This is a genomic window from Pseudomonas brassicacearum, assembly GCF_918698105.1.
Taxonomy (GTDB): Bacteria; Pseudomonadota; Gammaproteobacteria; order Pseudomonadales; family Pseudomonadaceae; genus Aquipseudomonas; species Aquipseudomonas brassicacearum_F.
The window spans coordinates 14,123-27,687 of sequence record NZ_CAKKMI010000079.1 but is presented as its reverse complement, the minus strand read 5'-3'; the positions used below and the strand labels follow the sequence as shown (position 1 = coordinate 27,687).

The window sequence follows — 13,565 nt, the reverse complement described above, 5'->3', positions numbered from 1 at the left end:
GTGGGCACCTCGGCATGGATGCCGAGGTAGCCGCGCTGGGCCATGGATGGCCCTTCGCGGCGGGCCCACGGAGCAATGCCGGAGTGAGGGCACACCGAGCCTAGGCGAGGTGCCAAGTGGTGGGGCATGAGCGCTTTGGTTACTTTCGCGCTTTTCGAAAGTGACCCGCCGTCAGGGCGGAACCCTAAGCAGCCGTTACCGCAGCAACGGATATACACCCTTACCTCAATCCACAGCCTTAAGTGAACAGCATTACCTGTGGGAGCGAGCTTGCTCGCGATGACGACAGCCCTGCCCCCCCCTTAAACCCGGCACAAAAAAATACCCCAGCCTCTCGACCGGGGTATTTCCTCAAGCACTACGCTTACAACTTACCGTATCAATGGTTAACCGCCCCACTCGCCCCCAGGCCAGTCTGCGAACGCACGAACTGCGGGAAGAACAGCGCCCGCTCGTTTGCACCTTCAGCCGACTTGTCGGTGATGGAGAAGAACCAGATGCCGACGAAGGCAATGGCCATCGAGAACAGCGCAGGGTATTCATACGGGAAGATCGCCTTCTCGTGACCCATGATCTGCACCCAGATGGTCGGGCCGAGGATCATCAGGCCCACGGCACTGACCAGGCCCAGCCAGCCGCCAATCATGGCGCCACGGGTGGTCAGCTTCTTCCAGTACATCGAAAGCAGCAGTACCGGGAAGTTGCAGCTCGCCGCGATGGAGAACGCCAGGCCCACCATGAACGCGATGTTCTGCTTCTCGAACAGGATGCCCAGGCCGATCGCCAGCACCGCCAGGGCGATGGTGGTGATTTTCGAGACGCGAATCTCGTCCTTCTCGTTGGCCTTGCCTTTCTTGATCACGCTGGCATACAGGTCATGGGACACCGCCGAGGCACCGGCCAGGGTCAGGCCCGCGACCACCGCCAGGATGGTGGCAAAGGCTACCGCCGAGATGAAGCCCAGGAAGATACTGCCGCCCACGGCGTTGGCCAGGTGCACCGCCGCCATGTTGTTGCCGCCGAGCAAGGCACCTGCCGCGTCCTTGAAGACCGGGTTGGTGCTGACCAGCAGGATCGCGCCGAAGCCGATGATGAAGGTCAGGATGTAGAAGTAGCCGATGAAGCCAGTGGCATACAGCACGCTCTTGCGCGCTTCCTTGGCGTCGCTCACGGTGAAGAAGCGCATCAGGATATGCGGCAGGCCAGCGGTACCGAACATCAGCGCCAGACCCAGGGAGAAGGCCGAGACCGGATCCTTCACCAGGCCGCCGGGGCTCATGATCGCCTCGCCTTTAGGGTGAACCTTGACCGCTTCGGCAAACAGCATGTTGAAGTCGAAGTTGACGTGCTTCATGACCATCAAGGCCATGAACGAAGCACCCGAGAGCAACAGCACCGCCTTGATGATCTGTACCCAGGTGGTGGCCAGCATGCCGCCGAACAACACGTAGAGGCACATCAGGATGCCCACCAGGATCACCGCAACGTGGTAGTCCAGGCCGAACAGCAGCTGGATCAGCTTGCCGGCACCGACCATTTGCGCGATCAGGTAGAACGCCACCACGACCAGCGAGCCACAGGCGGACAGACTGCGGATCTGGGTTTGCCCAAGGCGATAGGACGCCACGTCGGCAAAGGTGTACTTACCCAGGTTACGCAAGCGTTCAGCGATCAGGAACAGGATGATCGGCCAGCCCACCAGGAAGCCGATCGAGTAGATCAGACCGTCGTAGCCGGAGGCGAACACCAGTGCGGAGATCCCCAGGAAGGACGCCGCCGACATGTAGTCACCGGCAATGGCCAGGCCATTCTGGAAGCCGGTGATCTTGCCGCCGGCCGCATAGTAGTCGGCCGCCGAGTTGTTTTTCTTGGACGCCCAGTAGGTGATATATAAAGTCGCGCCGACGAAGGCCACGAACATCAGGATAGCCGCGACGTTGAGGGGTTGTTTCTGCACGGCACCAGTCAGGGCTTCAGCCGCCCAGGCGCCGGGAGCGAACGCTGCGATGCTCAATAGAGCCAGTAGACGCCGGATCATTGCTGAGCCTCCTTGAGAATCGCATTGTTCAGGTCGTCGAACTCGCCGTTGGCGCGTCGTACGTAGATAGCGGTCAGGACGAAGGCCGAGAGAATCAAGCCGACACCGATGGGTATGCCCCAGGTGATAGTGGACTCAGGCGAGATCTTGGCCCCGAGAATGTGTGGCCCGTAGGCGATCAGAAGAATGAAGCCGGAATACAGCCCAAGCATGATCGCCGAGAGAATCCAGGCGAACTTTTCCCTTTTTCTCACCAGCTCCTTGAAGCGCGGGCTGTTTTGAATCGAGAGGTAAATGCTGTCGTTCATTGTTTTTATCCTCGCAGCACAGATTTAATTGGAACAGCCCTACTCTATGCGGCTCAAGGACAGGTTCCAGACGACCTTAGTATTAGAACGACATGACGGTCTTGCCAGTTTCCAGCAAAAAAACCCAAGCCATACTTGTGGGAGCGAGCCTGCTCGCTCCCACAGGAGGACCGGTGCAAATCGAAAAATGGCACGCACAAAAAAACCGCATGACGCACGGTCATGCGGTTTTTCAGAACAGCTAAACCAGGCCGATTACTTGCCGGTCCATTCCTTTACGCGGTCCGGGTGCTTGGCAACCCAGTCCTTGGCGGCGGCGTCAGGCTTGGCGCCTTCCTGGATCGCCAGCATGACTTCGCCGATCTCGTCTTTCGAAGCCCATTGGAATTTTTTCAGGAACGCGACCACTTCCGGTGCCTTGGCCTCCAGTTCCTTGCTGCCGATGCTATTCACGGTTTCAGCCGCGCCGTAGACGCCTTTCGGGTCTTCCAGGAAGCGCAGTTTCCACTTGGCGAACATCCAATGCGGCACCCAACCGGTGACGGCGATGGATTCGTTTTTCTTCTCGGCACGGGTCAGCTCGGCAATCATGCCGGCGCCGGAACTGGCCTTGAGTTGATAACCGGTCAGGTCGTAATCCTTGATCGCCTGTTCGGTCTTGAGCATCACGCCTGAACCGGCGTCGATGCCGACGATGCGTTTCTTGAAGGAGTCGTCGGTCTTGAGATCCTCAAGCGACTTGGCCTTGACGTACTCCGGCACGATCAGGCCGATCTTGGCGTCCTTGAAGTTGGGGCCGTAATCGACCACGTTGTCCTTGTTCTTGGTCCAATAGTCGCCATGCGTCACCGGCAGCCAGGCCGAGAGCATCGCGTCGAGTTTACCGGTGGCCACGCCCTGCCACATGATCCCGGTCGCGACCGCTTGCAGCTTCACATCGTAGCCAAGCTTCTGCTGGATGACTTCGGCGGCCACGTGAGTGGTCGCGACGCTGTCGGACCAGCCGTCAACGTAACCGATGCTCAGGGTTTTGTTTTCGGCGCTGGCCAGGGTGGAGCTGATCGCCAGTACCAGTGCGGCACCTGCGCCCAAGAGTCGTCGCATCTTCATCGTTACTTCCCCGAAAGTGCTGCGCCCGACGGATGCCGGGCGGCGTCAACGTATTGTTATGGTGCTCAGCGCCCCCATCACGCTCGCCCTCAAACCGGTCTGAACGCCAGTGGAGTACTGACTCGTTGATCATCAACCTGCGCCGATCTGGAACCTGCTCTGCCTGCGACATTGAGGCAACGAGAAACGACATCAGAACGCCAGCAGACGATCAGAAGCGGCGTCGTCGCAAATCCCATACGAATCTTGTAGGCCAGAATCTGGCAATCCGCCAGATATCTAGCCGCCGCCGTGCACGACCGTGTATCGTCCCGCTACTATCGCGCCCCGTCCGCGCCTGTTTTGTGCCCATCATGGCACTTGGCTCTGCTTCGGTGGTCATAGCCTGCGAACCTCATTCGGCACCTTCCTCTAAGGGATCCAGTCATGCTCCGTTCCTTGCGCTTCGCTGCCCTTCTCGGCGGCCTTATCCTGAGTGCGTCCGCACTGGCGGCAGATATTGACGCCGCCAGCTATGGCTATCCCTTGACCAACCCGTTCGAGGCGACCATCGCCACCACGCCACCGGACCTGCGTCCGGAGTTGCCGCTGATCGAAGACATCGACCAGGCAGACCACAGCCTGACCCTGCGCCCGGAACGCGAGTTCATCCTGCCGGACAACTTCTGGCCGGTGAAAAGCCTCACCTACCGCATGGCTATCCAGGACAAGCCCGCGCCGCTGATCTTCCTCATCGCCGGCACCGGTGCGCGCTTTGACAGTAGCATTAATGAATACCTCAAGCGCCTCTACTACAAGGCCGGCTACCACGTGGTGCAGTTGTCCTCGCCCACCAGCTTCGACTTCATGAGCGCCGCTTCGCGCTTCGCCACGCCCGGCATTTCCAAGGAAGACGCCGAAGACATGTACCGGGTGATGCAAGCCGTGCGCGCGCAGAACCCCAAGCTGCCGGTGACCGAGTACTACCTGACCGGCTACAGCCTCGGCGCCCTGGACGCGGCCTTCGTCGCACACCTGGACGAAACCCGACGCAGCTTCAATTTCAAGAAGGTGCTGCTGCTCAACCCGCCGGTGAACCTCTACACCTCGATCACCAACCTGGACAAACTGGTCCAGACCGAGGTCAAGGGCATCAACAACACCACCACTTTCTATGAGCTGGTGCTGAACAAGCTGACCCGCTACTTCCAGCAAAAAGGCTACATCGACCTCAACGATGCCCTGCTCTACGACTTCCAGCAGTCCAAGCAACACCTGAGCAACGAGCAGATGGCCATGTTGATCGGCACCTCGTTCCGTTTCTCGGCCGCCGACATCGCCTTCACCTCGGACCTGATCAACCGGCGCGGGCTGATCATCCCGCCCAAGTTCCCGATCACCGAAAGCACCAGCCTGACGCCGTTCCTCAAGCGTGCGCTGCAATGCGATTTCGACTGTTACCTCACCGAGCAGGTGATCCCGATGTGGCGCGCGCGCACTGACGGCGGCAGCCTGTTGCAACTGGTCGACCAGGTCAGCCTGTACGCGCTGAAGGATTACCTGCACGACAGCCCGAAGATTGCCGTCATGCACAATGCCGACGACGTCATTCTCGGCCCGGGCGACCTGGGCTTCCTGCGCAAGACCTTTGGTGATCGCCTGACGGTTTATCCACTGGGCGGCCACTGCGGCAACCTTAACTACCGCGTCAACAGCGACGCCATGCTGGAGTTTTTCCGTGGCTAAATATCTGCTGCTTATCGCCGCGTTAATGAGTACGGGCATGGTCCAAGCCGACAACAGCAAGGCCAATGCGCCTGTGGTGGTGGATTCGGACGGCTTCAAGGAGCCGTTGAGCAAGCTCAAGTTCAACCCGGGCCTGGACCAGCGTGAGTTCGAGCGCTCGACCCTCAACGCCCTGAACGTCTATGACCCGCTGGAATCCTGGAACCGCCGCGTCTACCACTTCAACTACCGCTTCGACCAGTGGGTGTTCCTGCCCGTGGTCGACGGCTACCGCTACATCACGCCAAGCTTCGTACGCACCGGGGTCAGCAATTTCTTCAATAACCTGGGGGACGTGCCAAACCTGATGAACAGCCTGCTGCAATTCAAGGGCAAGCGTTCGATGGAAACCACGGCGCGACTGTTGCTCAACACCACCGTCGGCATCGCCGGCCTGTGGGACCCGGCCACCGCCATGGGCCTGCCGCGCCAGAGCGAAGACTTCGGCCAGACCCTGGGCTTCTACGGCGTGCCAGGCGGCGCCTACTTCGTGTTGCCGATCTTCGGCCCGTCGAACCTGCGCGACACCTCAGGCCTGCTGGTGGACTACACGGCCGAATCGGCGATCAACTACCTGAACGTCTCCGAAGTCAGTTCCAACCACCCGGAGCTGCTGCTTCTGCGCGGCGTCGACAAACGCTACCAGACCAGTTTCCGCTATGGGCAACTGAACTCGCCGTTCGAATATGAAAAGGTGCGCTACGTGTACACCGAGTCGCGTAAGTTGCAGGTTGCCGAGTAGTCCTGCAAAGCATGCAGGTTGTGCCTTGTACGGATGTGCTTGATAACTGACTCCACCTGCCTGGCACCCACAAGCAAAGCCCTCCGGCATGCTCGATGACGGAGGGCTGTTCAACGTGTGGGAATAAGCATCATCAACTGGGCTTGATGGGTAGCACTGTGTGCTTGCCCGCTGCGAAGCAGCGTGTCGATCCTACATACGGCATCGCCTCGAATCTTCGAGCCTAAACCGTGATGGCCTGTGGTGAAGCACCCCCTATCGCTGATCATCGGCAAGCGGAGCAAACACTTCACGGGCCCAACTGCTCATGCTGTACTTCTGGACCACGTCAGCAGGTGGATCAATGTATTCCTCAACGAGAAACGACGGCGGGATAACAGGGTGCTCGCTGTCAATGACCAGAATGTTTCGCGCATCATAAAAATCGTAATTCATTACCGATGGATTATTGGTGATGATTTTCTTCCGGTAGAACAAAGCGTCGAAGAAGCGAAAGCTCAGACCTGCATGGCCCGGCCGGACGATATCGATCAGGATCTCAGAGCGTCTAATCAGGTCGCCCACTTCATCGAGCGACATCCTTTCCCTGAAAAAAGTGATGCCGGGACTGGAATTTTCGACCACCTTGCTTTGTACCAGGAACTTGTAATTGGTGTGGCCAAGACGATCAAATTCAGCTGCTATTCTGCCCAGCACGTCAATGCGGTGCTTGCCCGCCATCACTACAAAAGCCTTGTACTCACGCGTCGTTTCAAGCTCTGCGTCGAGCTCGTAAATGTAGTTGCTGAGCTTGCGAAATCCGTATTCCCGGGCGTCTGCATCGTCGAAGGTATAGACCTTGTCGAAACGGGCCAACTGAGCAACCGGCATGGCAAGTCTTCTAACGCCGTCGGACAGGAACGCGATGGTCTGTTGTGCTGCAACCATTGCCTGGTCGACAAGCGCGATGTCGATTTGTGCGGGATTGATGATGAGTACAGCATCAACTTTCCCAGCTTTTTGAATCTGGCGGTGCGCCGCACGAACTGTCAGGAATTTCTTCAACCATCGCCGCAGCTTTCCGGGTAGGAACGAGACCTGGCTGCGCGGTGCAGAAAGATCAACGAAAGTGACCTCATTATTTTTGGCTAAGTAATCGCTCAGCCGCTTTACATAACCGCCGACGTCCCGACAAACAATCAGGAGCTTTTTCGACGTGATGTCTGGAGGCTGATAGGCCATGTCGTTCTCGTAAAAAAATGTCAAAGATTGCAGCGTCTTTCAGAGTTTTGTAGCTGAACTGCGGGTCTTAGCTATGCAGAACTCACACTGATCGATGGATCGGAAAGCGCTTGGCAATCATCTGGATTCATATTTCTTCGGCTGTCTTATCAAGCCGCTTGAGGGGCGAAATGATGAAGGGTCGCTCGATTGACCAATAGGTCAAGACACTCAACGCGCTCACCGCCAGAATGATAAGCGGCAAATACCATGCATAGCTCCCGAGGGTGCCGTCCGTGAAATTGTATATTTCCAGCAGGCTGAACACGCTGTAAATCACGATACCGTGCAGCAGATAGATACTGAAACTCGCTTCCCCGAGGACTTTTAACCCCTTGTGTTCCAGGAGCCCGTGCAGGCTGTTGCCTAGAACGAAGAGCCCAAACGGAATACCAAGAATCAACATTTGCCCCGTTGAGTATGAGCGCATCTTCAGACTCGCGAGCAGGACCCCGGCAGCGATGAGGCAGCACCAGAGATTTGAGAAGTTGATCGACGTCTTGCGCAGCCGGGGTTCAAAAAAGGCAACAGCCATACCCACCAGAAATAGCTTAACGTACCGCTTGTGGAATACGGAGTGATACTCCGGCCATAAAATCGCGATTGCGCCGATGGAAATCACCAAGGCGAAAATCGGCAACTGGCGACGGAACAGGCAATACATGAGCGGGAGCGAGAGATAGAAAAGCGCCTCGTACATCAGAGTCCACTGCACCGAAGCGTTGATCAGCTTGCTGTCTGGAAATCCATTGATCGGTCCTCCCATGAAGATCAACCAACTACCGAGCGCGGCGAAATTATCAAGCAGTGAGATGAGTTCCCCCTTTGTTTGGTAGACGCTGATAGCGGCAACCAAGAGAACAGACACGATGTACATCGGGAAAATGCGGCGCAATCGAGAGGAAAGCAGCGAGCCCCAATTGGGCTGCCCTCTGATCACTTTTTGCGTAAAAAGGTAGCCCGTAATCATGAAGAACAAGGACACCGGCACGGCCCCCATATTGTTGATCACGCGACTGTCAGTGGCTTGCCAGGTTCCGGTGCTGTGCCACACAAAGGTGATGGCGAAGTGGTGAACCATCACCGCTGTTGCGAGGATTCCTCGCAGACCGTCCAACGACGATACTCGGTGTTGTGCTTCAGGGGCGAGCAGAGGGAAGCGCCCGGCAATCAAGCAGAATACAGCGACGCAAAGCACATATAGCGCCAGCAATTGAAAGGTTTCGATCATTGATTTGTTCCAGATGTAATTAGCTGGCCCCCGACTCGTGGGTCGGGAGCCCTTACCCGTTGCCAGCTTAGCCTTTCAACGCTTTCCAGACCTTGCCGACAACCAGCACACCCGCCAACACTACCGCCCCCGCCACGATTCCTGCCACCGCATTGAGCAACGTCGGCACGATAAACCCGGCACCGCCGGCACTGGCCGCCACGCCTTCGATCCAGTGATGCACCACCGGCATGCCATGGGTGAGGATGCCGCCACCCACCAGGAACATCGCCGCCGTGCCGATCACCGACAGGCTTTTCATCATGTAGGGCGCTGCACTCAGGATGGCACCGCCGATGCTTTTGGCGGCCTGCCCTGGTTTCTGGGTCAACCAGAGCCCCAGGTCATCGAGCTTGACGATCCCGGCCACCAGGCCATAGACCCCAATGGTCATGACGATGGCGATGCCCGACAGGACGATCACCTGCTGGGTCAGTGCAGCGTCGGCAACGGTGCCGAGGGTGATGGCGATGATTTCCGCCGACAGAATGAAGTCGGTGCGTACCGCGCCCTTGATCTTGTCCTTTTCAAAGGCCACCAGGTCGACCGCCGGATCCGCCACGGCCTCAACCAGTTGCGCATGTTCAGCCTGGTCTTCGGCCGGGCTGTGAAGGAATTTGTGGGCGAGTTTTTCGAACCCTTCGAAACACAGGTAGGCGCCGCCCACCATCAACAATGGCGTCACCAGCCAGGGCACGAAGGCACTGATCGCCAACGCCGACGGCACCAGGATCAACTTGTTGATGAACGACCCCTTGGCCACCGCCCACACCACCGGCAGTTCCCGCTCGGCACGCACACCAGAGACTTGCTGGGCATTGAGCGCCAAGTCATCGCCGAGCACGCCAGCGGTTTTCTTGGCGGCCATCTTGGTCATCAGCGCAACATCGTCGAGCACGGTGGCGATATCGTCGATCAGTACCAGCAAACTGCTTCCAGCCATGGAGAGGCTCCTTGAATAATCATGCCGCGCAGCATACCGCGAGCCGCGGCGCATTGGGCATTCTTGAGCGTCGCGCGAGGCCGGTGCTACCATGCGCAACCGCCAGAACAGGCAAGGAACCCCTGGGTTTATGAGCACTATCCGCGAGCGCAACAAAGCATTGATCCTGCGTGCCGCCAGCGAAGAATTTGCCGACAAGGGCTTCGCCGCGACCAAGACCAGCGACATCGCGGCCAAGGCAGGCTTGCCCAAACCCAACGTCTACTACTACTTCAAATCCAAGGAAAACCTCTATCGCGAGGTACTGGAAAGCATCATCGAACCGATTCTCCAGGCTTCGACACCATTCAATGCCGACGGCGTGCCCGGTGAAGTACTGAGTCACTACATCCGCTCCAAGATCCGAATCTCCCGCGACCTGCCCTTCGCCTCGAAAGTCTTCGCCAGCGAAATCATGCACGGCGCCCCGCACCTGAGCGCCGACCTGGTGGAACAACTCAACGCCCAGGCCCGGCACAACATCGCCTGCATCCAGACCTGGATCGACCGCGGCCAGATCGCCCCCATCGACCCCAACCACCTGATGTTCAGCATCTGGGCCGCCACCCAGACCTATGCCGACTTCGACTGGCAGATCAGCGCCGTGACCGGCAAGGCCAAGCTCGATGAAGCGGATTACGAAGCGGCAGCGCAGACGATTATTCGGTTGGTGTTGAAGGGGTGTGAGGTGGATCGCTAGGCTCAGGACCGAGTCGCCGTCTTCGCGAGCAGGCTCGCTCCCACAGGGGTTTGCGGTGATACAGATTCTGCGAACAACCTGAATCCCTTGTGGGAGCGAGCCTGCTCGCGAAAGCGGCAACTGGATTTCAAGTCACAGCCAAACGGCATCCCACAGCGGGTAGTCGCCAAGTCGCTTCACCAGCCCCGCACGCAGTGGATTTGCCACAACATAGCGAGCCAGCTTTACCAAATCCTCTTCCCGCCGCAGCGCTCGATCATGAAATCCTTGCTGCCAAAGGCTGACTTTATTATTCAAACGCAGATTTACGGCTTTGGTACTCAATGATTTAGTCCTTTGCATCAACTCACTCAAAGATCCCTTGCGCAACTCGACCAACCAATGGAAATGATCAGGCATGACCACCCAGGCCAATGAGTCTGCCCAGCCTTGTTCTTGAGCTTTTCGAAATTGCTCAACCACTAACCTACCCAGGATAAGGTCCTTAAAGACTGGTGCGCGGCCAAACGTGTTGGTGGTCAGTAAATAGATCCGGCTGGATTCGGCGTAGCAGCCGAGGCGCAGCCTATGTGAAGCAGGTGAACCGGGCATTCCTTGCCCCTTCGATGATTTGATTCATGGAGAAGGCTAGACCTGTGGATGCCTGGATGGGAGGCAGACTTTTAGCTGGATGTGTCTGGTAGATAGCTATCGCGAGCAGGCTCGCTCCCACAGTTTAGATCTGCGGCGTTTGCAGAATGTCTGCCCACCTCAACCCTCCTGTGGGAGCGAGCCTGCTCGCGATAGCGAACGGTCAATCAATGCAAATCAAGCAGTAACCCCCACATCCGCCCTCAACCGCACCGCCTCCACAGCCCTGACCGCTACCTGCTCATCCACATCCGAAACATCACCACTGACACCAATCGCCCCCAGCACCTTCCCATCCTGATCCCTGATCAACACCCCACCCGGTGCCGGTACGACGTTGCCCTGTCCCAGCCCGTTCAATGCCGCGAAAAACTCCGGGCGTTGCTGGGCGTCCTGGGCGAGCAGGCGTGAGCCTTTGCCCAGGGCGATGGCGCCCCAGGCCTTGCCGATGGCGATCTGCGGGCGAAGCAGGCTGGCGCCGTCTTCGCGCTGCAAGGCTACCAGGTGCCCGCCGCTGTCCAGGACCGCGACGGTCAGGGGTGCGGCGTTGATTTCACGACCGGCGGCAAGGGCTTGCCCGGCCAGGTTGACGGCGATTTTCAAGGTTAGAGCGCTCATGGGTGCTGTCCTTCTTTTGTTATGGGAGAGCCTTGCGGGCTTCACTTTCAGCAAAACCGAACGCAACAAATAGAACACAACAACGATTGTTTTTGTATACAATAAATTTCACAAAGCACCTTGATCGACGAAAGACCACAGCAAAACCTGGCCTTCCGACGAATGAAACAGATGCTTGAGGAAATGGATTGACCTGCGCCGTTTGCCGTGAATACACTCTGCGCACAGCCACTTGTATACAATTACAAAACGTAAGAGGCACAAAACAATGAGCAAAATGAGAGCAATCGAAGCCGCCGTCCTCGTCATGCGCCGTGAAGGCGTGGACACTGCCTTCGGTATCCCGGGTGCCGCGATCAACCCGCTGTACTCCGCCCTGCAGAAGGTAGGTGGCATCGATCATGTCCTTGCTCGCCACGTTGAAGGCGCCTCGCACATGGCCGAGGGCTACACCCGCACCAAGGCCGGCAATATTGGTGTGTGCATCGGCACCTCGGGCCCGGCCGGCACCGACATGGTGACCGGGCTCTACAGCGCCTCGGCCGATTCGATCCCGATCCTGTGCATCACCGGGCAAGCGCCCCGCGCCCGTATGCACAAGGAAGATTTCCAGGCGGTGGACATCACCAGCATCGTCAAACCCGTGACCAAGTGGGCAACCACTGTCCTGGAGCCGGGCCAGGTGCCCTACGCCTTCCAGAAGGCGTTCTTCGAGATGCGCTCCGGCCGTCCGGGCCCGGTGCTGATCGACCTGCCGTTCGACGTGCAGATGGCCGAGATCGAATTCGACATCGACGCCTACCAGCCACTGCCCCTGGCCAAACCGGCGGCCAACCGCGTGCAGATCGAGAAAGCCCTGGCGATGCTCAATCAGGCTGAGCGCCCGTTGCTGGTGGCCGGCGGCGGCATCATCAACGCCGATGCCAGCGACCTGCTGGTGGAGTTCGCCGAACTGACCGGCATTCCCGTCATCCCCACCTTGATGGGCTGGGGCACCATCCCCGACGATCACCCGCTGATGGTCGGCATGGTCGGCCTGCAAACCTCCCATCGCTACGGCAACGCCACCTTGCTCAAGTCGGACGTGGTGCTGGGCGTCGGCAACCGCTGGGCCAACCGTCACACCGGTTCGGTGGACGTCTATACCGAAGGCCGCACGTTCATTCACGTGGACATCGAGCCGACCCAGATCGGCCGTGTCTTCACCCCCGACCTGGGCATCGTTTCCGACGCCGCCTCGGCCCTGACGGTGTTCATCGAAGTGGCCCGTGAATGGCAAGCCGCCGGCAAGCTGAAAAACCGCGACGCCTGGTTGCAGGACTGCCAGCAGCGCAAGGCCAGCCTGCAACGCAAGACGCACTTCGACAACGTGCCGGTCAAGCCACAGCGGGTGTACGAAGAAATGAACCAGGTGTTCGGCAAAGACACCTGCTACGTCAGCACCATCGGCCTGTCACAGATCGCCGGGGCGCAGTTCCTCCACGTCTACAAGCCACGCCACTGGATCAACTGCGGCCAGGCCGGGCCGTTGGGCTGGACCATTCCCGCCGCGCTGGGGGTGGTCAAGGCCGATCCGAGCCGCAAAGTCGTGGCGCTGTCGGGCGACTATGACTTCCAGTTCATGATCGAAGAGCTGGCGGTGGGTGCGCAGTTCAAGCTGCCCTACATCCACGTCGTGGTGAACAACTCCTACCTGGGCTTGATTCGCCAGGCCCAGCGCGGGTTCGACATGGACTACTGCGTGCAGCTGTCCTTCGACAACCTCAACGCACCGGAGCTCAACGGCTATGGCGTGGACCACATTGCCGTGGCCGAAGGCCTGGGATGCAAAGCGCTACGGGTGTTCGAGCCGTCCGGTATCCAGCCGGCCCTGCGCCAGGCCCAGGCGATGATCGAGGAGTTCAAGGTGCCGGTGATCGTCGAGATCATCCTGGAACGGGTGACCAACATTTCCATGGGCACCGAGATCAACGCCGTCAATGAGTTTGAAGATCTGGCGCTGGTGGGCAACGATGCACCGACCGCCATTTCACTACTCGACTGACCGAACGGCGTCCCTGTAGGAGCGAGCTTGCTCGCGATGACGGCGCTACATTCAACATGGATGCAAGCAGATACACCGCTATCGTCGGATCGCCGCCCG

At 58.6% G+C, this 13,565-nt stretch carries 12 protein-coding genes; 4 read left to right on the top strand and 8 right to left on the bottom strand.

What is annotated here, in order from left to right:
• Positions 1-379 precede the first annotated feature (379 nt).
• From LQ215_RS24195 to LQ215_RS24185, 3 genes are all read right to left on the bottom strand, one after another.
• Positions 380-2,038 (bottom strand): cation acetate symporter, encoded by a 1,659-nt coding sequence (locus LQ215_RS24195; protein ID WP_230152907.1) that lies wholly within the window; start codon positions 2,036-2,038, stop codon positions 380-382.
• On the bottom strand, positions 2,035-2,346 hold the full coding sequence (locus tag LQ215_RS24190; protein WP_230152906.1) for a DUF485 domain-containing protein: 312 nt from the start codon (positions 2,344-2,346) through the stop codon (positions 2,035-2,037). Before LQ215_RS24190 ends, LQ215_RS24195 begins: the two co-directional genes overlap by 4 nt.
• A gap of 255 nt (positions 2,347-2,601) precedes the next feature.
• The gene (locus LQ215_RS24185) at positions 2,602-3,456 is read right to left on the bottom strand and encodes a glycine betaine ABC transporter substrate-binding protein (RefSeq protein ID WP_214509653.1); all 855 of its coding nucleotides are present in this window, start codon (positions 3,454-3,456) and stop codon (positions 2,602-2,604) included.
• Positions 3,457-3,882: 426 nt separating this feature from the next.
• Between LQ215_RS24185 and LQ215_RS24180 the strand changes: the two genes are divergently transcribed.
• Both LQ215_RS24180 and LQ215_RS24175 read left to right on the top strand, forming a co-directional pair.
• On the top strand, positions 3,883-5,181 hold the full coding sequence (locus tag LQ215_RS24180; RefSeq protein ID WP_230152905.1) for a serine/threonine protein kinase: 1,299 nt from the start codon (positions 3,883-3,885) through the stop codon (positions 5,179-5,181).
• Positions 5,174-5,962, top strand: coding sequence for an MlaA family lipoprotein (locus LQ215_RS24175; protein WP_230152904.1), 789 nt, complete (start codon positions 5,174-5,176; stop codon positions 5,960-5,962). Before LQ215_RS24180 ends, LQ215_RS24175 begins: the two co-directional genes overlap by 8 nt.
• A gap of 255 nt (positions 5,963-6,217) precedes the next feature.
• Here the strand turns inward: LQ215_RS24175 and LQ215_RS24170 are convergent, their stop codons facing one another.
• The 3 genes from LQ215_RS24170 to LQ215_RS24160 form a co-directional block, all read right to left on the bottom strand.
• Entirely contained in the window at positions 6,218-7,183 is a 966-nt protein-coding gene (locus tag LQ215_RS24170; protein ID WP_230152903.1) for a hypothetical protein, read from the bottom strand.
• Between the two features lie 127 nt (positions 7,184-7,310).
• The gene (locus tag LQ215_RS24165; RefSeq protein ID WP_230152902.1) at positions 7,311-8,453 is read right to left on the bottom strand and encodes an acyltransferase family protein; all 1,143 of its coding nucleotides are present in this window, start codon (positions 8,451-8,453) and stop codon (positions 7,311-7,313) included.
• A gap of 67 nt (positions 8,454-8,520) precedes the next feature.
• On the bottom strand, positions 8,521-9,435 hold the full coding sequence (locus LQ215_RS24160) for a DUF808 domain-containing protein (protein WP_230152901.1): 915 nt from the start codon (positions 9,433-9,435) through the stop codon (positions 8,521-8,523).
• A gap of 130 nt (positions 9,436-9,565) precedes the next feature.
• Between LQ215_RS24160 and LQ215_RS24155 the strand changes: the two genes are divergently transcribed.
• Positions 9,566-10,174 (top strand): TetR/AcrR family transcriptional regulator, encoded by a 609-nt coding sequence (locus LQ215_RS24155; protein ID WP_230152900.1) that lies wholly within the window; start codon positions 9,566-9,568, stop codon positions 10,172-10,174.
• Between the two features lie 132 nt (positions 10,175-10,306).
• Here LQ215_RS24155 and LQ215_RS24150 read toward each other — a convergent pair whose 3' ends face one another.
• Positions 10,307-10,765, bottom strand: coding sequence for an REP-associated tyrosine transposase (locus LQ215_RS24150; protein ID WP_230152899.1), 459 nt, complete (start codon positions 10,763-10,765; stop codon positions 10,307-10,309).
• Between the two features lie 216 nt (positions 10,766-10,981).
• Positions 10,982-11,422, bottom strand: a complete 441-nt coding sequence (locus LQ215_RS24145; RefSeq protein WP_230152898.1) for a GlcG/HbpS family heme-binding protein — start codon at positions 11,420-11,422, stop codon at positions 10,982-10,984.
• A 268-nt stretch (positions 11,423-11,690) separates the two neighbouring features.
• On the opposite strand from LQ215_RS24145, the gene gcl reads away from it, so the two are divergent.
• Positions 11,691-13,466, top strand: coding sequence for a glyoxylate carboligase (gene gcl / locus LQ215_RS24140; protein ID WP_057451954.1), 1,776 nt, complete (start codon positions 11,691-11,693; stop codon positions 13,464-13,466).
• The last annotated feature ends 99 nt before the right edge of the window (positions 13,467-13,565 follow it).